The 25,060-nt window shown below is 64.0% G+C and carries 21 protein-coding genes and 1 pseudogene; 10 read left to right on the top strand and 12 right to left on the bottom strand.

Going from position 1 to position 25,060, the window contains the following annotated elements; genetic code table 11:
- Nucleotides 1-25: 25 nt before the first annotated feature.
- Nucleotides 26-286: a type II toxin-antitoxin system RelE/ParE family toxin gene (locus JF616_03665; GenBank protein MBW8886835.1), complete on the top strand. Its 261-nt coding sequence runs from the start codon at nucleotides 26-28 to the stop codon at nucleotides 284-286.
- Nucleotides 287-479: 193 nt separating this feature from the next.
- On the opposite strand, the pseudogene JF616_03660 reads toward JF616_03665, so the two are convergent.
- Both JF616_03660 and JF616_03655 read right to left on the bottom strand, forming a co-directional pair.
- Nucleotides 480-1,952: pseudogene (locus tag JF616_03660) on the bottom strand (regulator).
- A gap of 129 nt (nucleotides 1,953-2,081) precedes the next feature.
- Complete coding sequence (locus JF616_03655; GenBank protein ID MBW8886834.1) at nucleotides 2,082-2,777, bottom strand: cysteine hydrolase; 696 nt, start codon at nucleotides 2,775-2,777, stop codon at nucleotides 2,082-2,084.
- A 242-nt stretch (nucleotides 2,778-3,019) separates the two neighbouring features.
- Between JF616_03655 and JF616_03650 the strand changes: the two genes are divergently transcribed.
- The gene (locus JF616_03650) at nucleotides 3,020-4,237 is read left to right on the top strand and encodes a hypothetical protein (GenBank protein MBW8886833.1); all 1,218 of its coding nucleotides are present in this window, start codon (nucleotides 3,020-3,022) and stop codon (nucleotides 4,235-4,237) included.
- Between the two features lie 131 nt (nucleotides 4,238-4,368).
- Here JF616_03650 and JF616_03645 read toward each other — a convergent pair whose 3' ends face one another.
- The 6 genes from JF616_03645 to JF616_03620 form a co-directional block, all read right to left on the bottom strand.
- A complete protein-coding gene (locus JF616_03645; GenBank protein ID MBW8886832.1) occupies nucleotides 4,369-5,745 on the bottom strand; it encodes a hypothetical protein in 1,377 nt (458 codons plus the stop codon).
- 131 nt (nucleotides 5,746-5,876) lie between these two features.
- Nucleotides 5,877-6,296 (bottom strand): ester cyclase, encoded by a 420-nt coding sequence (locus JF616_03640; protein ID MBW8886831.1) that lies wholly within the window; start codon nucleotides 6,294-6,296, stop codon nucleotides 5,877-5,879.
- A gap of 70 nt (nucleotides 6,297-6,366) precedes the next feature.
- A complete protein-coding gene (locus JF616_03635) occupies nucleotides 6,367-7,248 on the bottom strand; it encodes a helix-turn-helix transcriptional regulator (GenBank protein MBW8886830.1) in 882 nt (293 codons plus the stop codon).
- On the bottom strand, nucleotides 7,245-8,315 hold the full coding sequence (locus JF616_03630; GenBank protein ID MBW8886829.1) for a hypothetical protein: 1,071 nt from the start codon (nucleotides 8,313-8,315) through the stop codon (nucleotides 7,245-7,247). The genes JF616_03635 and JF616_03630 overlap by 4 nt, the downstream gene beginning before the upstream one ends.
- Before the next feature lie 228 nt (nucleotides 8,316-8,543).
- Nucleotides 8,544-8,783: a hypothetical protein gene (locus JF616_03625; GenBank protein ID MBW8886828.1), complete on the bottom strand. Its 240-nt coding sequence runs from the start codon at nucleotides 8,781-8,783 to the stop codon at nucleotides 8,544-8,546.
- Nucleotides 8,770-8,955 (bottom strand): hypothetical protein, encoded by a 186-nt coding sequence (locus tag JF616_03620; GenBank protein ID MBW8886827.1) that lies wholly within the window; start codon nucleotides 8,953-8,955, stop codon nucleotides 8,770-8,772. The genes JF616_03625 and JF616_03620 overlap by 14 nt, the downstream gene beginning before the upstream one ends.
- 237 nt (nucleotides 8,956-9,192) lie before the next feature.
- Between JF616_03620 and JF616_03615 the strand changes: the two genes are divergently transcribed.
- The 5 genes from JF616_03615 to JF616_03595 all read left to right on the top strand — a co-directional run bounded on the left by JF616_03615 (nucleotide 9,193) and on the right by JF616_03595 (nucleotide 14,913).
- Complete coding sequence (locus JF616_03615) at nucleotides 9,193-9,483, top strand: hypothetical protein (GenBank protein ID MBW8886826.1); 291 nt, start codon at nucleotides 9,193-9,195, stop codon at nucleotides 9,481-9,483.
- 118 nt (nucleotides 9,484-9,601) lie between these two features.
- The gene (locus JF616_03610; protein ID MBW8886825.1) at nucleotides 9,602-10,423 is read left to right on the top strand and encodes a purine-nucleoside phosphorylase; all 822 of its coding nucleotides are present in this window, start codon (nucleotides 9,602-9,604) and stop codon (nucleotides 10,421-10,423) included.
- Between the two features lie 132 nt (nucleotides 10,424-10,555).
- On the top strand, nucleotides 10,556-13,867 hold the full coding sequence (locus JF616_03605) for an isoleucine--tRNA ligase (GenBank protein ID MBW8886824.1): 3,312 nt from the start codon (nucleotides 10,556-10,558) through the stop codon (nucleotides 13,865-13,867).
- Nucleotides 13,868-14,064: 197 nt separating this feature from the next.
- A complete protein-coding gene (locus JF616_03600) occupies nucleotides 14,065-14,457 on the top strand; it encodes a TraR/DksA C4-type zinc finger protein (GenBank protein MBW8886823.1) in 393 nt (130 codons plus the stop codon).
- Between the two features lie 132 nt (nucleotides 14,458-14,589).
- Complete coding sequence (locus JF616_03595; GenBank protein MBW8886822.1) at nucleotides 14,590-14,913, top strand: PilZ domain-containing protein; 324 nt, start codon at nucleotides 14,590-14,592, stop codon at nucleotides 14,911-14,913.
- A 46-nt stretch (nucleotides 14,914-14,959) separates the two neighbouring features.
- Here JF616_03595 and JF616_03590 read toward each other — a convergent pair whose 3' ends face one another.
- Both JF616_03590 and JF616_03585 read right to left on the bottom strand, forming a co-directional pair.
- Entirely contained in the window at nucleotides 14,960-16,534 is a 1,575-nt protein-coding gene (locus JF616_03590; GenBank protein MBW8886821.1) for an amidase, read from the bottom strand.
- A gap of 84 nt (nucleotides 16,535-16,618) precedes the next feature.
- Nucleotides 16,619-18,166, bottom strand: a complete 1,548-nt coding sequence (locus tag JF616_03585) for a hypothetical protein (GenBank protein MBW8886820.1) — start codon at nucleotides 18,164-18,166, stop codon at nucleotides 16,619-16,621.
- 76 nt (nucleotides 18,167-18,242) lie between these two features.
- Here JF616_03585 and JF616_03580 point away from each other — a divergent pair, with 76 nt between their 5' ends.
- Together JF616_03580 and JF616_03575 are read left to right on the top strand one after the other, a co-directional pair.
- On the top strand, nucleotides 18,243-18,974 hold the full coding sequence (locus JF616_03580) for a hypothetical protein (GenBank protein MBW8886819.1): 732 nt from the start codon (nucleotides 18,243-18,245) through the stop codon (nucleotides 18,972-18,974).
- Nucleotides 18,975-18,989: 15 nt separating this feature from the next.
- Nucleotides 18,990-19,748, top strand: coding sequence for a pyridoxine 5'-phosphate synthase (locus JF616_03575; protein MBW8886818.1), 759 nt, complete (start codon nucleotides 18,990-18,992; stop codon nucleotides 19,746-19,748).
- Nucleotides 19,749-19,767: 19 nt separating this feature from the next.
- Here JF616_03575 and JF616_03570 read toward each other — a convergent pair whose 3' ends face one another.
- Together JF616_03570 and JF616_03565 are read right to left on the bottom strand one after the other, a co-directional pair.
- On the bottom strand, nucleotides 19,768-22,800 hold the full coding sequence (locus JF616_03570) for a PorV/PorQ family protein (GenBank protein MBW8886817.1): 3,033 nt from the start codon (nucleotides 22,798-22,800) through the stop codon (nucleotides 19,768-19,770).
- Nucleotides 22,801-22,809: 9 nt separating this feature from the next.
- Nucleotides 22,810-23,784, bottom strand: coding sequence for a DUF2225 domain-containing protein (locus JF616_03565; GenBank protein MBW8886816.1), 975 nt, complete (start codon nucleotides 23,782-23,784; stop codon nucleotides 22,810-22,812).
- A 92-nt stretch (nucleotides 23,785-23,876) separates the two neighbouring features.
- Here JF616_03565 and JF616_03560 point away from each other — a divergent pair, with 92 nt between their 5' ends.
- Nucleotides 23,877-25,034 carry a tetraacyldisaccharide 4'-kinase gene (locus JF616_03560; protein ID MBW8886815.1) on the top strand — a complete coding sequence of 386 codons (1,158 nt, stop codon included), beginning with the start codon at nucleotides 23,877-23,879 and terminating at the stop codon, nucleotides 25,032-25,034.
- Nucleotides 25,035-25,060: the final 26 nt, after the last annotated feature.

Below are 25,060 nucleotides of genomic sequence, written 5' to 3'. Positions count from 1 at the left end.
ATGGACCCATGTCGCGTATAGGCGGTTGGAAGAAATCTACGCCTACATCGAAAAGGACAGTGCGGCGAATGCGGCCAAATGGGCCGATAGACTAATGAGGAAAATCGAAGGTATAAAGGACTTTCCGAAAGCAGGGCGCGTGCTACCTGAATTGGATTCGGTAAGCATAAGGGAAATCGTGTTCGGCAATTACCGAATCGTTTACAAAGTTAGAGAGGAAACGGCCTTCATCCTGACGGTCCGTCACTTCAAGCAAATCCTTCCTCTCAAGGATTTGGAAGAATAGATTAGCGGAACCCTTCCGCTCCCTAGGCCACCGCTCCCGCGACGGGCGCCAGCCGAACGTCTTCCTTCATCTGCTCCGGCACAGGCGCCTCCGCCGTTTCCGCCCTGGTCACGGGATCCTTGGAGAAGCGGCCGCAAGCGAACAGCACCGCGGCTACCACCAGGTAGGCGCACACCACCCACGGGTTCTCGAAGACGCCGACCTCTTCCCCGTGCATCAGCCCGAAGAAAGTCAGCACCGATCCCGCAGCCGCGAATCCGGCCGCTTGCATGAACTTGCGATCGATGATGTAGATGGTCGCCGCGCCCAGCACGATGCCGGAGAGGATGGAGCCCCCGCCCAGGATGGAAAGGCCCTGGTACATGATCCCCACCTGCTTCATGGAAGCGATCATTTCCGCGGTGATTTGATGGATTCCCGAAACGGCGCCGAGGGAATTGTCGATCTGCAATTTGGCCCAGGCCGCCAGCGAAGGCACGATGGCGACGATGATGGCCGGGGCGTGCCGATGCGGGCTTTCCTGGAACGCTTGCGATCCGATCAGCATGCCGATGTAGAGCAGGATGGGGGAGATGGCGACCACGGGAACGACCGCCGTCATGAGCGAGATGATCCCGAACCACGAAAGGGCGATGACCATGACGCCGGTGGCGGCGGAATAGCCGATGCGGCCGCCCATGGCCTTCCAGCCCGGATGCCCGATATAGACCGCGTTGATGTAAGGGTTGCCCATCAGGCAGCCGATCAGGCTGATGACCCCGTCGGCGGTGAGCACGCGGGTGGTGGGATACTCGTCCCCGGCCGCGGACGCGCTGACCACGTTGTCCATGGCCTCGACCAGATCATAGATGCCGAAGGGGATGGCGGTGACCAGGATGGTCTTGAGGAAGGACCAGTGCAGGCCGCCCAGGATGAGGCCGAGTTGGGGATGGGGGATCGCGAAGCCGAAGGTGCCGAAGGAAGCCTTGAGGGCTTCCGCATTCATGCCCCCGAAGTGCAGGCCGAACAGGTTGGAGCTCCAGGCCACCAGGGTCCCCGCCGCGATGGCGACCAGCCCCGCGGGGATGCCGCCGTATTTCACTCCGCCGAACCAGCTGACTAGGATGATGGCGAAGCTGACCACGCCGACCATGGGGGTCATGAACATTTCCAGCGCCGGTTTCATGGAGATGAAGGTGATGGCGACGCCGGCGAGGGCCCCCAGCAGCGCCGCCTTGGGGGTGATCTTGCGGACCAGGGGCGCCAGGTAACCGCCGCCCATGAGGATGAAGCTTTGCACGAATACCCATACCAGCCCGGCCTGCCAGCCTTTCACGGGATCGCCCGTCGCGAGCTTGACGGGCAGCATGATCACCAAGGTGACGATGAACATGTGGGGTACGCTGATCCCCGAGGGAAGCGCGCATACGTCCGAGCGGCCGGTTCTTTTCGCCAAGCGGTAGGCGAGCCAGGCATAGTACACCGTACTCAGGCACATCATCATGCCGGCGGCGGGAAGGATGCGCCCGAAGACCAGTTCCTTCGGCATTTGCAGCACGTAGATGAGCAGGCCGCTCAAGGTGAGCAGGTTGACAAGGATATTGGTCCCGAAACCGAACAGGGCGTTCCAATCGCCGGGTACCCAGAGCCTGGGCTTGAAATAGGATGAGGAAGCTGCGCTGGTCATGTGGGGTCCTCCGGGTCGTTGATGGAAAGGAAAAATGCGGCAACGGGTTATCGGGGCCATCTCCAGGCGCTTCGCGCGGCGTCCTGCTTTAGGCGCTCTCCGCGGCAGCCGTCTTAGTGCGCTCCGCGATCAGGCTGCGACGCGTTCTTGTCGGGGCTGGCCTAAGGCGGCCAATACCTTGGACGAGTCCGTGACCCAGCCGAAAATGCCCCCTTGGGCCTTGATCATCTTCAATCCCGCGTCGTGGAATTCCGGGAAGTACGAGGCGCAGCAATCGCCGGGCACGATGCACTTGTAGCCGCGATCGTTCGCTTCGCGCACCGTCGTATGCACGCACACTTCCGTCGTCACCCCGCAGACGATAAGGTTTTCGATCCGCTCGGCCGTAAGCAAGGTGCCGAGGCCGGTCGAATAGAACGCCCCTTTGCCCGGCTTATCGATGATGTATTCCCCGGGCAGCGGCCTCAATTCCTCGATGATGGCGTGCCCCTTTTCCCCGCGGATCAGGATGCGGCCCATGGGCCCGGGCGATCCGATGCGCAAGCTGGGGGCGCCGCGTTCGATTTTCGCCTTGGGGGCGTCGCTCAGATCGGGAAGATGGCCTTCGCGGGTGTGGATGATCAGCAACCGTTTGTCCCTCGCTCTTTCGAGAAGATCGCGGATGGGCCCCACGGCGCGCTGGAGCCGGGAGACGTCGTTGCCGAGAGTTTCGCCGAATCCCCCAGGCTCGAGGAAATCCCTCTGCATGTCGATGATGACCAAGGCGGTGCGCGCGGGGTCGATGGTGATCGCTTCGGGCTCGGCGGGGATGGTGATCGTTGGCATTGGACCTCTCGCGGTTGCAGCCTTACGGGATGGATCCGATCAAAAGTCAGGCCAGGCTTCCGAACCGCCGTAATGGGCCGTTTGTGAAGGGTGTCACGCGAAGGCGTGGACAATTGCTTTCCAATTCCGTCCTTTGTCCGGAAGCGAGCGGACGGAAGTGGCAGGATCTGGTAACCGGGTAGAACGTGGGGGATGCCCTTTCCCACCAACATGGGATGCGACGGTCCGGAAGGGTAGCGCCAGTGTTACCGAGGTCGAGGTTCGCCGATGCGGCTATCGCGGCCGCTTTTGCCGGGGCCATCGCCGCTCTCATTTTCCCGGAAGCGGCCGGGGCCCAATCCCATCCCATTTCCATCCATCCCAACCAACGCGTGGCATCGCTTACGATGGGCCCGGCGGAGTACGCCGATTGGAAGGCCAACGACGGGTTCAGCGATGGGGCGAAATGCCCCGCCCTGGTGCAGGAACTGTATCGGACCTTCCGGGACGATTTCGATTTCATTTTCCTGATCCTGGACGAACCGGTCATCCCGGCAGGATTCCCTTACTACGGAAAGCTCATTCCCATCGCGAACGCAACCGTCGGCCTGGGCATCGGCGCATTCGATCGGACGCGGGATTACGGCTCTGCGGGGCGCTTGAAGTCGGTGATGGCCTTGGCCGAACTCGAGGATTTGGCCTACGGGCCGTCCCTGCATGAGCTGATGCATACCTGGGGGAACTACGGGATCCAGGCCGGGGCCTATGAGCCGGACGGGAACGGCGGCGGTACGATCTATCCGGATTATCGCCCCCACTGGGGCTTCACGGGCGGGAGCACGCCCGGTCAACTGGGCGGTTTCAAGCAGAGCACCCTGAAGGAGAACGTGGGAGGGAATCCCAAACGGTATCAGGCCGATGCGTTCGGGCCATTCGCCAACGGGGGCAATTCCAAGCCCTACTCGCAGATGGAACTGTACCTTGCGGGCTTTCTGCCGGCGAGCCAGGTTACCCCCTTCGACGTATTCCGGGACATCACCGCCTATAACGATTCCACCTTTACCTGGGAAGCGGATACCCGCGTCCGCTACGATTCGACCCGCATCGTATCCGAACTTGGACCTCGCTCGCCGGGCTACGCCGCGGCGCAAAAGGATTTCCGGCTCCTGATCGTGGTGCTTTCCGATAAACCTTTGTCCGACTCGGCTTGGTCCGCCATCGATCGCGACGCGGAACGCTTTTGCCGGCCCGGGGACGATGGCACGGGCGAATCCAATTTCTGGGAGGCGACCGGCGGCAAGGCGACAATGGGGACCGGTCAATTGTCGGCGTCCTTGCTCAACCCCATTTCCATCGCACCGAGGCAACCGCCGGGATCGCTTTCCGGTAAAAATTCCGGGGCAATGCTTTTCTTCAACGCCTTGGGCCGAAACCAGCGCTGGACCGGGACGCCCGCCTATCGCTTCCCCTTCCATCATTAAGACAAGAAAGTTGGTGTTCCACCGAAGTCCAGAGCCGGACGGCCCATCTTACTATAGGATGTAAGAGATGCGGGCGAAGGCACGGATCGAAGTTGCAGGATTTGGGAGGAAGGCGAGGAGCCTTCGCTTTCTTACAGTGATTTCAGGAATTCGATCAGATCCTTCCGATCGCCTTCCGAAAGCTGCAGCCCCAACACCCCGGAATAATGGGTCACCACGTCGTCAAGCGTCGCGAAGCGCCCATCGTGGTAATAGCCGCCTTTCTGGCGGGTGAACAGCCCCCCTAAGGGCGTGGTCCGGTAGTAGCGTTTTTCCGGCGAACGCGAAGCCTGGAAGTCGTCGATGCCGATCTCTTGCGCCGTGTGCATGGGCCAGCCCGGCTCGGCGTAAAGCGGAGGAACATGGCAACGGGCGCAGGCCGCCTTCCCGTTGAAAAGCCCGGCTCCCCTCTTGGCCGCTTCCGGATCATAGGTATCCCGCGCCGGCTTCGGCGGGGGCAGCGAGAGTTGGTAGTAGTTCAGCGCCGCCAGCTTGGGCGCGACGAGATCGACGCTATCGCGATGGTTCCAATCGCCGGTGCGCGCGGCGATGGGGAAACGATCCTTATCGTTCAGGCGCGGATCATAGAAGGTTCCCTTGCCATGCATTTGGGTCACCGCGACATAGGCGTTCCAATGGGTCACCGAACCCCATCCCGTATAGGTATGCACGCTGATGCCTGCCAAACCGAAAGCGGCGGGCAGGAGGGTGGCCGCGGTCTTGCCGTCGGGCCGGAACGCCTTGCCGTCGTGGATCAATTCGGCATCGTATCGGCCCGGGCCCCACGCCTTAAGGGCCTTGACCAGGGTGGCATTGTCGATCCCCAGCGCATCCTGGAACGGCTTCGGATTGGGCGCCAGCGCGACGATGGCCCCCACGTTCAGATCCCGGTTCGGCCACCCGTCCAGGCGCGCCCCGATGCCGGCCTGGAAACGATCGTCCACGGTCGAATGGCAGAGGGCGCAGGTGATGCCGAGGGAGGTCATGCGCATGTCGTCCTTGGGGTCGTCGAAGAAGGCTTTCACCCCGACTACGGAATTGGATTTGAGCAGTTCCAGCGTCGTTTTCCCCTCATCGAGGCTGACCCGGCCGCCCTGCAGGGCGGACAAAAGGATACTGGGCAGCCGCCCGATGTCCACCTTAAGGCCCAGCGCCAAGGCTTGCCTGGGCGTGACCCCGGGGCCTTGGCCGCCATGCTTCTCCCCGTTGAAAATCTCATGCAGGCGGAGCTTCCCGCCCCAGAAATCCTCGCTCCCGAAAGTCTCGTTCCGGAAAATCCCGCGACCCGTTTCCCAAAATTCATCGGCATGGGGCTTCAGGGATTGATCGTAGTCGCTTTGCGTTTCCCGGACGGCCGGGTTGATCGGCGCTCCCCGGGTGCTTAAGGAATGGCAGGATAGGACCGCCATACCCGCCAAAACCGATCCCGCCGCGCCCATTCCAAGCTTGGCCAACCTGCTCGTTTGCATGCTTCCCTCCCGCGATTAAATCCAACCGGATAGTTGGCAAAAATCCAAAAAGGAATTCTCGTCGCCTGCGATCAAGCCCTACGTGCCTTTCGCGGTAGAGTGGGCGTGCGGGACCGGCGGGTGGGCGCGGCTTATCCGCCCCGGAGTCCGGCGACCACGTCGGCGAGGTTGCCTATGCCCCAATGTTCAACGTATCTCCCGTCACGCAACCGGATGATATCGATGACGTTGATGGCGACCGTTTTGCCCGTGGGCGCGACGCCCAGGAATTCGCCGCTATGGGTGCCCCGCAAGACCTTCCGGGTCGTCACCTTGTCGCCTTCGGCGATCTGGTCCAGGATTTCCGCACGGATGTCCGGGAAGCCCTTGCGCAGCACTTCGAGGATGAAGTGGACCATGCTCTGGGGCCCGTTCGGGGCCCCGGGCGGGGCGGAGTGGTTGACCAGGTCTTCGGCGACCAATTCCCGGAACGATCGCAGGTTCCCCTGCCCGATGAATTCTTCGTTGAAACGGATCACGATTTCCTTGTTGCGGCCGGGGGTCGAGGGCATGGGGTCTCCTTGGTTGCGAGGGAAATTACCTCCAACCGGATCCGCGAAGTTTAGGCCCTTGGTCCAAAAACTATCGCGGAACGTCCATTCGCCGGGACCGGAAATCCTTAGGGGTCATGCCGAAGCTCTGCCTGAAGGCGGAGGTGAAGCTGGAATGGTTGCGGTATCCCACCTTATGGTAGATTTCGCTGGGCTTTTCCCGGCCCCGCTCCAGCAGGCTCCGGGCGATTTCCATCCGCCGCCGCTGGATCCATTGGTTGGGCGGTTCCCCGTACAAATTCAGGAAGCGTCGCTTGAAGGTGGAAAGGCTCAGATTGCAAAGGTAGGCCAGCTCTTCCAGGCCGATGCGGGAAGTGACATTGGTTTCGACCGCGATGCGGATGAGGGAATCCTCCGGATCCTTGCTCTTGAAAGCCTGGAAGGCCAGGAGCCGGCGGGGATGCTTTTCCAGCAAGTACAGCATCAGCTCTTCGAACTTGAGCGATTTCATTTCCGCCGAAGGTTTGGCTCCACCCCTAAGGAGGATATCCAGGGAAGCGATGAAACCGTCGACGAAAGCATCCTTCTTGAAGGCGAGGAAAGGCTGATCGGGGTTGCGGGCCGGGATCCCCAGGCCGGATATGCGCCGCGCGTATTTCCGGTAAAAGGCGTCCAGGGTTCCGTGGCCGAAAGAGACCAGGATGCTCCGGAAGGGCGTCTTTTCGGAGATGTCCATGGTAACCAGGCAGTTACCCGTGGAGAGGAAGTGGATCTCGTCGGCCTTGATCTCCACCTTCTTTTCGGCGAAGTGGATGGTCTTTTCGCCGCTAATCACGAGGCTGATGGCGTTCCGGGACAACACGCTCCGGCCCTTGAAGGAGCCGATCGGGGCCGTATAGTCGCGAAAGGCAAGGTCATCGGGATGTCCGCCCGGCTCGGCGAGGATGTCTTCGGGCAATCGGACCGTCTTCACAAATACCCCCGCCAATCCCCGCCCATCGCCTTGAGCATCTCCTCCACCCCCGATCGCTCCCGATACCATTCGTTGCGCTCCTTCACGAAGCGCACCTCCTTCTTCAGCTCCGCCGCGTAGCGCTTCACTTCGCCTTCATTGATTCCCTGCGCCCCCAGGAACCGGCGCAGCGAGGCATGCACGCCGGTGCGTCCCGTTTCCGCCTTGGCCCGCAGCGCGGCCAGTTCCCTACGCAACCTTTTCGCGAATCCCTTCACCACCGCCACCGGGGCCGCCGACAGGTACGGTCCCACCGAGCCGAGCGGATCCTGTGATAGGATGTCCAGCAGCTTGGCCAGATCCCGCGCCCCGTAGGCCGCCGTCACCTTCTGCATCCACGCCGTCTTGGCTTCGCGCCGCGCGGGATCGGACTCCTTGTCGGGATGCAGGGCCCGGGCCAAAAGCAAATACAGGGCGCGGATATCGCCCGCGGCGGAGGGCTCCTTCGGCGCTTCCGCCGGCGCCGCCGCGGTCTCCGTCTCGGTCTTATCGCTTTTGTCCCGCAAAGCCTTCCGCAGCGTATCCATCCGGTCCCGCTTCTCCCGCTCGGCGGCTTGCATAGGTCCACTCTCGTTGCCGATCGCCAGCCGCAACGCCTCCAGACGGGTCTTGCGATTGTCCCGCTCCGCCCCGGATCGGGCCGCCCCATCCGACGGGCCCGTCCCGATCGGATCGAGGAATTCCCGGCGCTCGGCGGAAAGGTCCAAGCCGAAGCCGGCTTCCAATTCATCCGCCAGTCCGCGCAAAGCCTCGCGCAAGCGTTCGCCGTCCCGGCGCGGGAGCCACCCGGCGCGGTATTGCCGCCCCAGGATGCGTAAGGTCTCGCGGCGGGAGGCCGACAGCTTGGTTTCCCAAGGCCTCAGTTCCCGATCAAGGCGATGATGGAGGGAGCGTAGGAACTCGGCCTGGCGGCCCAAATCGGCGCGGGCCTCCGCGATGTCCGCCAGGAGCGCGGCCAGTTCGCGTTGGACCTTGCCCCTTTCGGAGGAACGCGCGGGGGAGGGTCGGGGTTCCGGAAGGGCGGACATGCTTCAGACGAAGATACTCGTTCACGGCGGGACCGGAGTATCCCCATGGCGAAACTCTTGGACCCTTATGGCGAAATTATCGCCCCCGGCGACGAATAGGCGTCGCCGTTCCCGAGGCTGGCGGGACCTGGTAGACCCCGGCCTCTCCCGAAGCCTCCTCGCGGCCCAGCCCGACGATGACCTTGTCCCATCCCGGCATCTTATCCAAGGTGAGCACGTAAGGATTGTTCAGGATTGAATTCCAATCCGGGGCGGTATTGCCATGCGCCCGGTCCCGCCGAAGAGATCTTTCACCTTTTCGAAGGAGGCCGCCAGGGAACCGTGGTTGGCGATGCGCGGATAGTAGTAGTGCCGCCCTACGATATCGACGTAGGCGTCCCCCGGATACCAATCGCCCGCGTCCGCGGACTCGTCGGTGACCCATACCCGGATCAGGTTCTCAAGACCATTTAAATTAGTGAATGGTATCGGCGCAGGCCTTGCTCAGATCGAAAGAGGTATTGGGGGGATTACCCGAGGATGGGGAATGGAAGGTTTCCACCGTCTTGCCGGGATCCTTCCAATGCCAGGTGTAGGTGGGAATACCGCCTTGCGCTATCGTAGGGTTGGCGGCGAGGGAAGGGGACGCCAGGACAAGCATGCAAAGGGAGGCGGGACATGGGGCTCCTTCGCGCCGGGCCTGCCGTCGGGGCCGGGACGCGGACCGCAGGCGCCCAATGCCCCTAAAAGGTAACCTGGGCGGCCGTTCAATCCTTGAAAAAAAACTTGCGAAGCGCATTGCCATTAATTTGTTTGGTCAGGTCTTATAACCCACCCGGCCGAGGGGCCGCTGCAGGAAGGGCCAGACATGCAGAACACAATCGCAATCGGAACATCCATGAGGCAAGTGCAGGGATTTACCGGCAACCGTTACACTACGGACCAGAAGAAACGGGTATTGCGCTATGTCCAGGAGTACGACAACAAGCACGGGCGCGGGGGCATCGCCGCCGCCCAACGCCAATTCAAGGTGAGCTATATCGCGCTGCGGAATTGGCTCACGGGAAAGGATGATCCCCGCGCCAAGCGCGGTCAGCGTTTTACGCCGGTGATCGATCGGTTGCTTGCCATCAAGGGCCAGGTGCGCGATCTGGAAAAAGAGCTGCGGCGCCTGCGCCGCCGGGTCTAAGGCAAGCCTTTCCCGCAAGGGCGGCGCGCGCCAAACGCATTCCGCCCGGGGATTGCTAGCCTTTCCTTCGGCACCGGCCCGGCGTGGCCGGCGAGGATGGGCCGGAAGGATCGAGGTCATGGCGGGCTTGCTGGAAAAGATCGAATCGGCGCGGGCCTACATCGCGGACCGCGCCCCCCGAAATCCGGAAATCGGCATCATCCTGGGAACGGGATTGGGCCCGCTGGCCGGGCATCTCCGTGCCGAGGCCGAAATCGCCTATTCGGACATTCCCCATTTCGCGCGCCCTACGGTGGAAGGCCATGCGGGCCGGTGGATCACGGGCCGGCTGGAAGGGCGCGAAGTGGCCATGCTTCAGGGCCGTCTCCATTACTACGAAGGCCATTCCATGGAGGACATCGCCTTCCCCGTCCGGGTGCTGCGGGCCCTGGGGGCGAAAATCCTCATCATCACCAATATCGCGGGGGGAGTGAACGCCGGTTACCATCCGGGCGATCTGATGGTCATAACCGATCATCTCAACCTGTTGGGGACCAATCCGCTCATCGGGCCGAACCACGAGGCCCTAGGCCCGCGCTTTCCGGATATGAGCGAACCTTATGATCGGATCCTGGGCCGCAAGCTGACGGACGCCGGCGCGAGGCTGGGCCTCCGGCTCCGAAGCGGCGTCTACGCCTGCATGAGCGGGCCCTGCCTGGAGACGGCGGCCGAATACCGCATGCTGCGGGTGTTAGGCGCGGATGCGGTGGGCATGTCCACGGTTCCCGAGGTGATCGCCGCGGTGCATGCGGGCCTAAAGGTGGCGGCCATCAGCCTCATTACCGATGCCTGCGATCCGGATGATCTCAAGCCCATCGACATCCCCGCCATCATGCGCGTGGCCGCGGAGGCGGAGCCCAATCTGGCGCGACTCGTGCGGGCGCTGGCGGCGGAAGCCTAAGCGTCCCTAACGGAAGCTTCTTACCCGGGAATCGGTATCCCGCAGGCTACCGGCAGGCCCCAAACGCCCTTTCCCGGGAGACTTTCCCGCCGCTTATTGCTAAATTGACTCCCCTTTCGCTACAGAGAGCCCATGTTCCGGAACCCCGATAAGAGCCAGTCTTTTCCCGCGATGGAAGAACGCATCCTTAAGCTTTGGGAAGCGGACCAGAGTTTTCGGAAAAGCGTCGCGAACCGTCCCGCGGGGAAGCCCTTCGTGTTCAACGACGGGCCGCCTTTCGCGACCGGCCTGCCCCATTACGGGCATCTGTTGGCCGGCACCATCAAGGACATCGTTCCCCGCTATTGGACCATGAAGGGCTACCGCGTGGAGCGGCGCTTCGGTTGGGACTGCCATGGGCTGCCCATCGAGAACCTGATCCAGGATCAGCTTTCCCTCCACACCGTGAAGGACATCATCAACTTCGGGGTGGACAAGTTCAACGAGGCCTGCCGCGCGAAGGTCCTCACCTACGCGCACGAGTGGCGCAAGACCGTGGCGCGCATGGGGCGCTGGGTCGACTTCGACAACGAATACAAGACCATGGATCGTTCCTTCATGGAATCGGTCTGGTGGGTCTTCAAGCAATGCTTCGATAAGGGCCTCATCTACCAGGGCTACCGCATCCAGCCTTATTCGCCGGCCCTGGCTACCTCTCTTTCCAATTTCGAGGTCAACCAGGCTTATCGCGATCGCCAGGATCCCTCCGTAACCTTGACGTTTCCCCTGGAAGCGGAGCGCGGCCAGATCCTGCGGGCGCACGATCAAGCCGTGCAGATGCACGGCGAAGCCGAGACGGACGGGGAGGAATCGCTTTTGGTGTGGACGACCACGCCCTGGACCCTGCCATCCAACATGGCCATCGCCTTGCATCCCGATCTCGACTACACCCTGGTGCGCTTCGAAGGCAAGAAGTACTGGGTGGCCGAAGCGCGGCGCCTGGCTTACTTCCCCGCGGCGCCCGCGAAGAAGGACGGCACGGTGGCCGAGGTGCTGGAGACGCGCAAGGGATCCGCCTTCGCGGGCCGGCGTTACAAGCCGCTCTTCCAGTACATGCCCTACATGACGGAAAAGCAGTACACCATCCTGATGGCCGATTTCGTGAGCGCGGAAGACGGAGCCGGGGCCGTGCATATCGCGCCTTCCTTCGGCGAAGAGGATTTCCAACTGGGGCGGAAGGAAGGCCTGGGGCTTTTCGATCCGCTGGATGCGGACGGCAAGTTCACCCACCTCGTCCCGGAATGGACCGGCATCGGGGCCAAGGACGCGGACAAGCTCATCCTGCATCATCTGAAGAGCCAGGGCCGCGTCTTCAGGCACGAGACGATGGTCCACAGCTATCCGCATTGCTGGCGCACCGACGTGCCGCTTCTGTACCGCGCCCAGAAGAATTGGTTCCTCGCCCTCGACAAGCCGGTCACCTCGGCGGCCGGGGAAACCAAGTCCCTCAAGGACTGGATGATCGAGTGCAACCGGCAGATCAACTGGGTGCCCGAGCATATCAAGACCGGGCGCTTCGGGAAATGGCTGGACGGCGCCCGCGATTGGAACCTGTCGCGCAACCGCTTCTGGGGCACCTGCATCCCCATCTGGATCGCCGAGGATGGCGAGATGCTTTGCGTGGGCAGCGTGGAAGAACTGCGCGCCCTCACCGGCGTCCTGGCGGACGATCTGCACAAGCACGTGGTCGACAAGCTGGTGATCCGGACGAAGGACAAGAAGACCTTCGATCCCCAAGGCAAGGAATACCGGCGCACGCCGGAAGTCCTCGACTGCTGGTTCGAATCGGGGTCCATGCCCTACGCCCAGCGCCATCATCCCTTCGAAGGCGCGGACACCTTCGACGCCCATTTCCCCCCGGACTTCATCGCCGAAGGCCTCGACCAGACGCGCGGATGGTTCTATACCTTGACCGTTTTGGGCGCGGCCCTCTTCCAGAAGCCCGCCTTCAAGAACGTGATCGTGAACGGGATCATCCTGGCCGAAGACGGCCAGAAGATGTCCAAGCGGCTGCGCAACTATCCCGATCCCAACGACCTCATCGAACGCACCGGCGCCGATGCCATCCGCATGTTCATGATCGACTCGGCCGCGGTGAAAGCGGAAGAGCTCAACTTCAGCGAGGCCGGGGTCAAGAACATCGTGCGCGCGGTCCTGTTGCCGCTGTGGAACGCGTTGTCCCTTTTCACCACCTACGCCAATGCCGATGTCGCCAAGGGCCAGCTGGCCTGGCGCCCGGGGCAGGCCACGGCCGCCAAGGGCGGCCCGCGCTCCGTCAACGAATTGGATCGGTGGATCCTCTCCGACTTGCAGCAGCTCCTGCGCAAGATCCAAACCGAGATGGACGCCTACCGGCTCTATAACGTGGTACCCGCCGTCGTGGAGTTCATCGACGATCTGACCAACTGGTATATCCGCCGTTCGCGGCGCCGTTTCTGGAAGAGCGATAACGACCAGGATAAGAACCAGGCCTACGCCACCCTGTACCGGGTACTGGTGGATTTCTCCAAGGTCCTGGCGCCCTTCCTCCCATTCCTGGCCGAGGAGATTTACCAGGTGCTGGTTCGCGAACTAGGCGGCGGCTTCTCCGGCAAAGACGGAGCGGAAGCGGTTTCGGTTCATTTATGCGATTTTCCCGTCTTCGACGCGACCTTGTTCGACGAGGCGCTGAACGCCAAGATGGCCCGCGTGCGGCAGGCGGTGAACCTGGGCCGTTCCTTGCGTTCCCAGCACAATATCAAGAACCGCCAACCCTTGAGCCAACTCATCGTGGTGGTGCGCAATGAGGCCCAGGAACGCGAGATCCTGGACATGGAGGACCTCATCCGCGAAGAGCTGAACGTGAAGGCGGTCCAGGTTTCCCGGGATGAAAGCTCCCTCGTCACCTATAAGGCAAAGGCCAATTTCAAGAGCTTGGGGGCGCGCCTCGGAAAAGCCATGAAACCGGTGGCGGAAAAGATTGCGAAGCTCACCCATGATGAGATAAAATCGGTGCTTTCGGGCGTACCCCTGAAGATGGAAGCGGGCGAGCTTTTGGCGGAGGATATCCAGGTGGTGCGCGAAACCAAGGAAGGCCTGGTGGTGGAAGCCAGCCCGGAATTGACCGTGGCCCTGGACACCGCCATCGGCCACGATTTGCGCCTGGAGATGCTGGCGCGGGAAAGCGTGAGCAAAATCCAGAACCTCCGCAAGGATGGCGGCCTGGAGGTAACCGATACCGTAACGCTCGAAGTGAAGACGGGATCGAAGCTTTTCCGCGAGGCTTTGGAAACGCATTTTGCCTATATTACGGCCGAAGTTTTAGCCGATGACATGCGGTTTTCCGATGCGGTGCGGGAGGGGCAGGATAATTCGCTGGACGTGAACGGAGAAATCGCCGTATTTTCAGTATCGAAAAAAGTTTAGATTGAATCGATCCACCGCTCCGAAAGGGGTCGGTGGGAAAGGATCGCATGAAGAAGACCGCCGGTAAGGAAACCCCGAGCAAAGCCGCTCCCGCCAAGGAATCGGCTAAGGAAGCCCCGCGGGAAAAGCCCAAGGCGGCGCCGGTGGCTGCCGCCAAGCCCGCCGCGGAAGAGGGCCCGGCCGCCCCCCGCGCGCGCATGAGCAAGCCCGAGCTGAAATTCTTCGAGAACCTGCTCAATGAAAAGAAGGAAACCCTGATCCAGGAGCTCGGCTACCTGGAGGACAATACCATGCGTTTGTCGTCCAAGGAAGGCGCCGGCGATCTTTCCAGCCATGCCTACCATTTGGCCGATCACGCCACGGAAACCCAGGATCGCGAGCAGGCTTTCCACATGGCCAGCCGCGAAGGCAAATACCTCTTCTACATCGAAGAAGCGCTGGACCGGGTCCGGAACGGCACCTTCGGCGTTTGCAAGAAGTGCGGCAAGCTGATCCCGAAGCCCCGCCTGGAAGCGGTGCCCACGGCGAAGATGTGCATCGATTGCAAGACCAAGCAGGAACGGGCCGCCCAGGCCGCCGCCGAGGGCTGATTGCTCCAAGCTTGATAGGTAAAGCCCGCCGGCAATCTGCCGGCGGGCTTTTTGTTTGAGGAATCCCTGACGCAAATTTTCCGTGATCGGGCCCTCCACCTTGGGCTATGATGGGGGAGCGAGGTCCCTTACATGTCCGATGAACGCAGAAGCTCCGCGCGCTGGCCCGTAGACGTCACCGTAAAAGTGACCCTCCAGAGCGGCCACGCCTTCGATTCCAATATCCTCAACGTGAACTTGGGGGGATGTTTCCTGGGCGAGGTGGCCGGCTTGCGGGAGATGGACGTGGTCCTGCTGCATAGCTATTACAACCCGAAGCTCAACGGCATATACGCCCAAGTCATCTGGGTGGTGGACGAGCCCGGCCTGCGCGGCGTGGGCGTGCGTTTCCAGCCCATGGACGACGGTCAAAAGTTCGAGTTGGTCCGCTGGTTCAACCAAGCAGTGGGCCGCTAGGTCCGCGACCGTGGTCGGGCGTTAGGCCAACGATCAGGGTCGGGCGTTAGTCCCGCCCAGTAACCCTTTCCACCGCCGCGAGCAAGGCCAGGGCGATGTCATCGCGCCAAGGCCGCGCGGCGATCTGCACCCCGATAGGAAGTCCCGCGCTCCCGCCCTCCACTTCCGAGGCCCGTGCCGACACCCGATCCCTCGAAGCCGGGCGATCGCTTTCCTCCCCAGGTCGCACGCGCGTAAAAGGGACCACGCCGGCCGGCCAGCCTAGCAGGTTGAAGAGCAAGGCGTACCACCCGGCCGTGACGACATCCCGGCTGGCCCCGTGGGTGAAGGCGGGGAGCGCGCAGGGCGGGCAGAGCACGGCGTCGCAAGGGCCGCCCGGAAGTTGATCGAGCGCGCGGGCGAAGCCGGCGCGGAAATCGGATTGCGCTTCCACGTTGCGCCAATACTCCGCCGCGCTCCGGTGTCCGAAAATGCCCAGGTTATCCGCCATCCCGGTTTGGCCGACGGCGCGCAAGGCCGCGCCCATCCCCTTGCGCAGGAAGCCGGGCCAACGGGATAGGCTTACCAGATCGGCCAATTGGGGGACCGGCTTTTCCCGGCCCAGCAGCCCGCGAAAGCCCTCCCCATTGTCGCCGAAAAGCAGGGCGCCGGAGAGTTCCAGGGCCCGCCGCCCGTCGTGAAGACGCCAAGGAATGACCGTCGCCCCGCGGCGGCGCAAGGCTTCGGCGGCCTCGCCCACGGCCCGGCGGACGGCCGGCGAAGGCGGGAAAACCCCGTCCGTTTCGAAACAGGCGACCCGCAATCCGGCGATGTCCACGGCGGCAGGATCGCCCAGGGCAGGGCCCGGATCGACCGCGGGATCGCGCCCCGCTTCCAGCGCTTGTAGGCCCAGGGTAACATCGGCGATACTCCGGCCGAGCACGCCGACCTGGCTGGGGATGGCCCGCTGGCCCCAGGCCACGCTCCCGCGCCCGGGATCGGGGAAGCGTCCCGCGGTGGGCTTGAAACCGGCGATGCCGGTGAAGGCGGCCGGGATGCGCACGCTACCGCCGAGGTCGGTGCCGAGCCCTAAGGCGGAGGCGCCGGCGGCGATCAAAGCCGCTTCGCCGCCGCTGCTGCCGCCCGGGCTGCGGTCGTCGCGCTCGGGATGAAGCGTGCGGCCGTAGACGGGGTTTTCCGTTTCGTAGAAAAAAAGGAGTTGCGCCACGTTGGTCTTGGCGATGGGGATGGCGCCCGCAGCCAAGAGGCGGGCCGTATAGACTCCGTCAGCGGCGGCGCGATGGCCGGCGCGCGCGGCCAGGCCGAAAGTGGAAGGCGTGCCCGCCACGTCAAAGCATTCCTTCAAGGTGACGGGGACGCCATGCAATGGCCCCAGGGGAAGTCCCTCGCGCTGCTTCGCATCGGCGGCCTCGGCCATGGCGCGGGCGCGCTCGTACAGCTTCACGACCGCCGCGTTCAGGAACGGATTGACCTGTTCGAGGCGGGCGATATGGGCCTCGACCACCGCGCGGGCGGTGGTTTCGCCGGCGGCGATGCGGCGGGCCAGGACCGAGGCCGGGAGGCCGGCCAAGCCTTCAGCGGGTGGGATGCGGACGCTCGCGGGTTTGGCTGGGTCGGACATGGGTTTCTCCGAGGGGATGGGCATGCCCATTATGATAGGTTTACCCGGGCTCCGCCTCATCGGGAGAACTCCCCATTTCGGAAGTCAGAGCAAACGATTTTCGGAGGCGAAGAGGGCGGCGGCCGCGCGGGTGGAAACGCCGATCTTGCCGTAGATGTTCTGGATGTGGCGATCCACGGTTTTGGGGGATAGGAATAAGCGCCCGGCCATGGCCTTGATGGTATGGCCCCGCGCGAGCAAGGCCAACACTTCCATCTCCCGCCCGGTCAGGCCGGCCACCGATCCGGTTCGGCGCCGCGGCCCTACCTGCCCGTCCGCCGCTAGCACTGCGTCCACTGCATCCCGATCCAGGCGTCCCGCCTTGGCTTCCTGCGAGAGCAGATCGGCCGCGGCCGCGGGTGCGCGGGATTCCCGCCATGGGCGGCTTTCCTGCAAGGCACGGTAGACGGCAGCCGCCGCCAAGATGCGATCCGGGGTCGTCAGCATCCCGGCGGGGAGGCCGCGATGGTATCCGTTTCCGTCCAGGCGCTCCGCGTGGCGGCCCGCCAGGGTCGCGATTTCGGCGAGGCCCGGGCAGGCCGAAAGCAGGCGCTCGGTCTGGTAAGGGTAGAGGCGCACCTGCTCGCGTTCCGGCGGCGACAACGGGCCCGGCTTATCCCAGATCCCGGCGGAAACGGCGATGCGCCCGAGATTATGCGCCCATCCCGCCCGACGTAACATCAAAGTTACCGTAGGGGCGAGCCCCGCGGCCCGGCCCGCCGCTTCGGCCAAGTCGGCCACGGCGGGGGAATGGCCCAGGAAATGCAGGGATTTCACTTCGCAGAAATCGGCCATGGCCATCAAGGCCCCGTCGAGGGCGGCTTCGGCCAGGGGCGGTCCGGGAGAGGGTTCGGCGGCGATGACCGCTTCCCAGGCTCCGGCGCCTTCCAGCCCCGCCAATAGGCCTTCGGCATCCCGCAGGAATCGGTCCGCCAGGTCCGGATCGTAGGCCTTGCCGCGCCGCTCGCGGATCACGGTGCGCGCGGCTTCCGGGCCGCCCAGATGGTGGAAGATGAGGGCGTCGTGGCAAAGGGCCACCACGCGCGTGGAAAAGGCCAGGCCGTCCCCGCGAAGCTTGCGGGGGAATCCGCTGCCGTCCCAACGCTCGTACAACTGTCCCAGGGCTTCCAGTAGCGGAGGCGGCAACCCCAGGCGCGCGCCCAACCTCTGGGCCGCTTCGCAATGGGCTTCCAGGCTATCGCGTACCTTGGGCATGGCGAGCAGGCCGCGCGCGGCCGAGCGGGCGAGGTCCCAGCCCCGGGCCTGCGGCCGGGATTGCCGCAAGGATCGCCACATGACGCCGAGAACGGCGGGCAGGTCGCTCCCATCGATGCGCGCGTAATCCCGGCGGAAGAGGATATCGTCGCCGGCCATGGCCGCCAATAAGGTCGTCTCGGCGTTGCAACCCAGATAACGTAACAGGGAGTGGTAGTAGATTTGGCGGCGCGCCTCCGCATTCGCCCCGGCCGCCTCGGCCAGGCGCAAGGCCAGCCGGCAGCAATCCCAGGCGTATTCGCGCGGCTGGCCCCAGGCCAGATCGGTAGCCCGGGCGAGTACCGCCACCACTTCGGACAAACGCACGGTTGCGGCCATGGGTGGGCCGGAAAACTAGGAATCGTCCGAAATGACGATGGCCCGGCAGGCCGTGACGATTTCGGCGAACTGAAGCTTGCCGTCCCGCATTGGCTATCTTTACGCCATGCCCGCTTTGGCCCGCGCGGTCCTCCTCTCCGCGTCCGGATCCGCCCTCGCTTTCCTGCTCGCCTGCGCGTCCACCTATTGCGGCGCGCCTTGCGACAAGCCGTCCCGCTCCGCGGCCCAGGCCGAAGCCCATGTCAACCAGTACGGGTCCCTATTCGGGTATCTCGAAGTCGACTCCTTGAGCAAAACCCAGATCAACCTCGAGAAGAACAGCCTGGAATTCCTGATCAAGGCCAATCCCCGCGACGAGGAGATCCTGCAGGCGCTCAAGGCCGAAGGGGACAGCGCGTTCGCCTTCCGCTACGACGATTATTCGACCGGGGGGGATCGGTTCAACGTCAGCGGCAAACTGCGGATCCCGGGGTATACGGAAGCGGGGCGGCGGCGCATCGCGCGCTTGATCGGCGAATCGCAAAGCCGCGAACTGTTCGAACGCTACCGGCAGGTACGCTGGCGCATGATCCAACGGGAGCGCACCGAAGCCCTGGCCCCGACGCCGCCGCCCGCGCCCGATTCCGTATGGACGGGGTCCTACCGCGCCGGATCCGACGGGCAGGTGGACGCTCCCGGGAAATTCCCCTCGCAGGATTCCTGCGACCGCTGGGGTACGCAGGCGGCGGAAGCCCATCGCGAGAAGGCGTTCGCCTTCGAATACGAATGCCGGCAAGGATCCACGGTGGCGAAGCGGAAGGTCTGGTAGCATGGGTCGGAACCGATGACCCGTTTCAGCGTGAATCTGAACAAGTTCGCGCTTGTAAGGAACGCCCGCGGCGCGAACAAGCCCGATCTCTTGGCGATCGCCCGCCGCTGTCTTTCCGCCGGAGTCCACGGCATTACGGTTCATCCCCGTACCGATCAAAGGCACGTCAAATACGCGGACGTTGTCGATCTCGACCGTCTCGTCCGCCAATATCCGGGCGTCGAACTCAACGTCGAAGGAGTCATCGACGAGACTCTTCTCGAGCTGGCGGAAAAAGTCCGCCCCGCGCAATATACGCTCGTTCCGGATGCGCCCGATCAACTCACCTCCGACCATGGCTGGGAGGTAGCCGGCCGCGAGGAGGAGCTTCGCGACGCGGTCACGCGGCTCCATCGGCATGGAATCCGAGTGAGCCTGTTCGTGGATCCCGATCCCCGGCATGCCGCCGCCGCGCGCGCGGTCGGCGCCGATCGGGTGGAACTCTATACGCATAGCTTCGCCGCGGCGTACGGATCCGCCGAACAGGCCGCCGTCACCGCGGCATTTCGCGATACCGCCGTCGAAGCGCGGCGGGTCGGCCTCGGGGTGAATGCGGGCCACGATTTGAGCCTGCAAAACCTGGAGACCCTACTGCGGGAAGTGCCTCACGTCCTCGAGGTTTCCATTGGCCACGCCTTCATCTGCGAATGTTTCGATTTCGGGATCGAAGGCGCCATCGCCCGTTACTTGGAAATCATCGATCGATGCGCCGGATCGGGTCCGGACCGGGTATGAATATTTTACGTGACGGTGATCATTTGAGCGAGTTGTAGCCCGCCGAATCCGCCAGCACCCGTTCTTCCTTCGTCTTGAGATCCATCCACATCAGTTTCCGTTCCCCGGCGGTGGCGGCCTCGAAGAGGATCCCGTCCCGATCGCCTAGCAGCTTGGGCGCGGGGTTTTCTTCGCTGCGGGGGTCGAGGGAGGCGGGGGTCAGCTTGGAGAGGGTCATGGAGTCCACCCGGAAGGCGTTCACGTCGGCGAGGTTGACGCCGGCGGAATAGAAAACGCGCTTGCCGTCGGCGGACCAGGCGAAAGAACGTACGCGGCTATGCGAAGTGGCGTTGATGAGGGTCTTGGTCTTGAAATCGAAAACGCGCAATTCGCCGCCCGGCGTCCCGCCGCCCGGTCCCGCGCCGGCCGTGTCCGCAGGCGAAAGTCCGCGCCCGCTATCGGCGGGATTGGCGGCCAGCCAGGCCAGCTTGTCGCCGGTAGCATCCCAGCGGGGCGATCCCGCGAAGCCTCGTTCGCTGGCGATGATCACGGGCGTTTCCAGATCGGGATTGGTTACCCAGAGGATCGCGGACTTCCCATCCTGGCCGCAAAGGGCGAGACGATCGCCGGCGCGCGCCAGATCGAAGCCGGTCACCGCGCCGAAACGGCCCTTGGTCAAATCGCGCGTTTCGCGGCTCCAGGGATCGATGCGGTACAATTCGGAATGGCCGTCCTTGGCGTAGATGGCGAGCAGGGCGTTGTTGCGCAAGAACCAATGCAGCTCGCCGGCGCGCCCGCCCAGGGCGGTGAGGGTGTCCAGGCGGGCCAGGCCGGGCTCGAAAGCGTAAATCTCCCGCGCCCCGGAGGGGTCCTCGCCCGTGAAGGCGACCTTGTTCTTGCCGTACCCCAGGATGGGATGGGCGCACAGAAGGCCTCCCGTCGGCACCTCGTAATCGTTGCCCCGGCGCAGATCGCGCAGGAACAGGCGGCCCCCTTTCCCGGAGGTATCCGCGTTCACGTATGCCAGCACTTGCGCGCGGTAATCGTCGTCGGCATCGTCGAACGAGAGTTTGTTCGGGTCCACGGTGACCGGCTCCAGGAATTTCTTCAACGCCGGATCCTCGGGGACGGAACCGTCCAGGGGAAGCAGGAAGTGGCGATAGGTCAGGATATGCCCGCGCTTATCCAGGCGGAGGGTGAGTTCTCCCACGTGGGTGCCCCCGAAGCCAGGGGAACATAACAAGGTATGGCCGGCCTGCATCGGGGCCGCCAGGGCCATGGGCTCGCCGGAAAGGATGATGACGTCGAGCTCGGGGACTTTCGCGGCCAGGGCGCGGGCTTCCGGAAGGCCCGCGTGCAGAAGCAGGACCAGGATGCGGTTACCGGCGCTTCCGCCCGCATGCCGGCGGACGGCAGCCGCCACGCTTTCCAACTCCTTGCCGCCCAAGGCTTCCGCCCGTACGCCGGCCGGCGAGGCGGCGCCCAGCACGCGGACTTCCGTCCCATGCTTAAGCATCAGGCTCTTCTCGGATACCAAGGGCCGCATTCCGTCGAGGGGCTTTTGCGATGCCAGGAAAGGCAGGCGCGCGTCCAAGCGTTCCGCCCCCAGGCGCGCCTCGGCCGCTCCCACGTTCACCGCATCGTAGGGCATTTGCGCGTAGGCCCCGTATACGTACTGGGACTTGTCCAGGCCGGCCCCGGGAGCGGTGAGATCCCCCGCGTCCAGGATGAGCATCTTGCCGTCCGATCCCCTCATTTCCAATAGCTTGGTCTTGCGCCGGGGCAGGCCGCCCATGGGCTTTCCGTCGCGCCACTCCGACGCCAAGCGGCCATCGGTGTTGCCGGTGTAAGCCAGGGTTACCGCCATCTCGTCCAGGCGATCGATTTCCAAGGCCGCCTTTTGGGCCAGCGCCTGGGCCTTGAGGTTGTAAGGGTTGACCGCGATGGCGGCGCGGGCCAAGGCAAGCGCGGCGCGGTAATCCCCCTTCCGGAATTTCCCCTGCGCCCTTTCCAGGTAGATATCGTCGCGCGGCAGGAATTCGGATTTGCGGGAGTAGCTGAGCGAGAAGGCATGGTAATCGCCCAGGGGCCCCATGGACTGGTAGCCGTAGTCCAAGGTGATGCGATCGTATTTGATGCCCAAGCCGGCGGCGATGCCGGGCCATGGGCCCAGGCGGCGGTCCTGAGCGCTGCCGTCGTAGCCCGCGCGCACCACCAGGTATTTGAGCGCGCGCCATTCCGCGCCGCCGTAGAACCGGGTAACGCCGTCGTTACCCTGGGCGGCGCCCACCTGGGCCGACCAGCGATCGTTAAGCAAAGGCTTGCCCAGTTCCATTCCGAGGGCGAGCGGCAGGGGTTCGATGGGGGCGTCGGCGTGCTGATCGTAACGAATCCCGTGGGAAAGGTTATCCAAGGTAAATGCCAGCCTTAAGTCATGGACCAGCATGAAAAGGGCGCCCGTCGATACCGCGTACCCGTTGGCCCCGGCGCCCGCCACCTCGCTGTGGATCAGGTCCAGGCGCGCTCCCGCGCTTACGCGGTCCTGCCACAGGCTCCTCGCGTAGGAAAGGCCGAAGGCGGCGTCGTAGGCGGAAGGATGCGATCGGTTCTCGTCGATGTCGCGGGCGTCCTCGAACTCGGTGGCGGCCAGGATGTTGGCCGAGCCCGCGAAATTGCCGAAGCTGGCGGTCGGATAGGTGAAAGCCAGGTTCTCGTGGCGGAACTCGCCCAATACCTCGGTGTGCGAGACGGCGTAATAGTAATCCCCCACCAGGCCCAACAAGGCGGGGTTGCCCAGCACCGAGGTGGCCTCTTCGTCGGTGGTGCGGCTGGCCGCGCCCATGCCCACCCCGCGGGCCGAAACGGGTAGCTTGAGGAATCCCAGCACCGGCATGCCCGCGCTTCCGCCGGCGTAATCCCCGAAGCCGCCCAGGTTCAGGTTTTGCGCCTGAGCGGCCGCGGCGCATAAGAGGAGGCCCGCGAAGAGCGTCCCGGTTTTACCCCGGGACTTACTGGCGGGGATTCGGATGAGGGTCACGCGCCGGTTACGGGGCGCGCCGGAATCGTTGGCCATCGGGATCCGTTAATGCGTCCACAAATCCGGAAGCTCGCGATCGGTCCACAGCTCCTTGGCCTTGTCGAGCCAACGATCGACGTGGGCGGCGGTCAGATCCGGGTTCTGGCTTTGCCCCTTGGCGACTTCGCCTTTCCATTTTTCCAGTACGCCCAAGTAGCTTTGGCATTGCGTCTGTTCGCCCAGGCGCAGGAAAAGCGCCGCTAGGACGTAGACCAATTGGCACTCCAGGTCGGGAAGCTTCAGTTCGCTGGCGCGGAAGCTGTTGGCCAGGTACTTGGCCGATTCCTTCAGGATATCGGTATCGTCTTTGCCGGTGTCGCGCTGCAGCAAGGCGATCTTGAGCCCGTACATTCCCGCCTTGTACCAAGCCAGCGGCGTCTCCAACGAGGCCTCCGCCAGGGCGCGGTGGATGGCGAGCCGATAGCTCGCGATGCCGGCTTCGGGCGAGCGCGGATGGGAGAAGAACGCGGCCAGGTCGGGCGCGGGTACGATCTTCTTGCGGTCATCGATGCGCTTGCGCAGCTCGTCGAGGACGAAAGGGCTGAGCTGGGACTTGTTCTCGGCCCTGGCCTGCACGGAGAAGGTCACGAAATCGCGCTTGTCGGGCGAGGCGAAAAGGCAGGACGGGCAAACGGTAACGGCGAAAAGGCTGTAGTTGACGCTGCGGAACGGCTTCACCCCGGTATAGCGGGGGACCTGGAACCGGTCGAGAGCGCTGGTCAGGCTCTTGGCCTTGAGCTCGAAGCAGGTGATATCCGCCTGGTTGCAGATGGGGCATTTCAGCATGATCCGGTAGGTGGGATCGTCCTTATCCCCCGCCACGCCTTCGGAAGCGGTGGATCGGATTTGCTCCTGCTTGAGCTTGGCGACGTTCCCCATATCCAAGCGGGGCCCGAAGACGCGCAAGTACTTCTCCACCAAGGTATCGTCCTTCAGGAGCACTTCCAGTTTCTTGCGGACCAATTTATCGTCGAACCCCATGGCATCCTCGCTTTTGGGTGGCCGGGAGACGGGAATAGCTAGATTTCCCGGCCACGCGGAGACCGTCGGAACAATCCCAACCATTATCACACGTGGCCGCCAGAAACTCAATTTCCCCGGGACCGCAGGCCTGGCAACGGGCCCTGCCGGTTTGGGAAAGTTGGGGCTCGCGGCTCTGGCGGCCGCATGCGTGGCTTCTCCCCTTGACCCCCTTGTACCGTCTCGGTTTCCGGGCGCATCAGGCCTGGCTGATGCGCGAATGCGCCGTTCTCGGCCCGCCTCCGGACCGGCCCCTCATCGTGATCGGATCCTTGCGCGCCGGCGGCGCGGGCAAGACCAGCATGGCCCTGGCATTCGCCAGGGAATTAGCCCGGCGCGGCCTGAGGCCGGCGCTGTTGGCCTATCGGATCGGGCCGGGGGAAGCGCGCGGATCCGCGGGCCTGGAAGGCGAAGCCGGAGGCCTTTTGGAAGTGGGGCCGGATTCGGATTGGCGGGCCAGTTCGGAGGAAGCGGTGCTGCTGCGAAGGGAATCGGGAGCGCGCGTGTTCGCCACGCGCGACCGCGCGCGCGCATGGCGCCGGCTCGCGGGCGGGGAAGCCGGCGGCCCTTTCGACGTCTTCATCGCCGACGACGGATTCCAGGACCCGCGCCTCTTCGGCGCATTCCGCATCCTACTGGCGCGCCCAGGCGAGAAGCCCCGTCGCAGGGATCTGCTTCCCGCGGGACCGTTCCGGGAAGCGGCTTCCGCGGCGGCGCGCGCCGATCGGGTCGTGACCGGCCCCTGGGCTTGGCGGATCGGGGCGGAAGACACGGGGACGACCTTGCAGGATGGGGTAACGGGCATGTTACCTAGGGGAACCGCGGATCGGCCGGACGGGCCCTGCTTCCGTCGCCGGTTGATCCTTCCCGCCGGGTGGGATCGCTCCCGGCCTTGCCTGGTCCATTGTTCCTTGGGGGATCCCGCCCCCTTCTTGTCCGATTTGGAGCGGGAGGGAATCCGGCCCTTGGGGATCGTTTTGGGGCGCAACCATGGTGAGCCTCCGCTCGCGCGCTTGCGGGCCGTCGTCGCCCGTTTCCCGGGCGCGCCCATCCTTTGCACGCGCAAGGACGCGGTGAAATTGGAGGGCTCGGGACTGCCCTGGGCGGCCGTCGACCAGGAAATCGAGTTGGATGCGGAAGTGCCGGACGCGCTGGCCGCCCTCGCCGGGCGGAATCCTTATTTGGTAGATTACCCGCGATGCCGAATCTAGCCCCGATGGCCGTGCCATGAAAGGGA

The sequence above is a fragment of the Fibrobacterota bacterium genome (assembly GCA_019509785.1).
Classification (GTDB): Bacteria; Fibrobacterota; Fibrobacteria; order UBA11236; family UBA11236; genus Chersky-265.
This window is presented reverse-complemented; position numbering and strand designations above follow the sequence as displayed.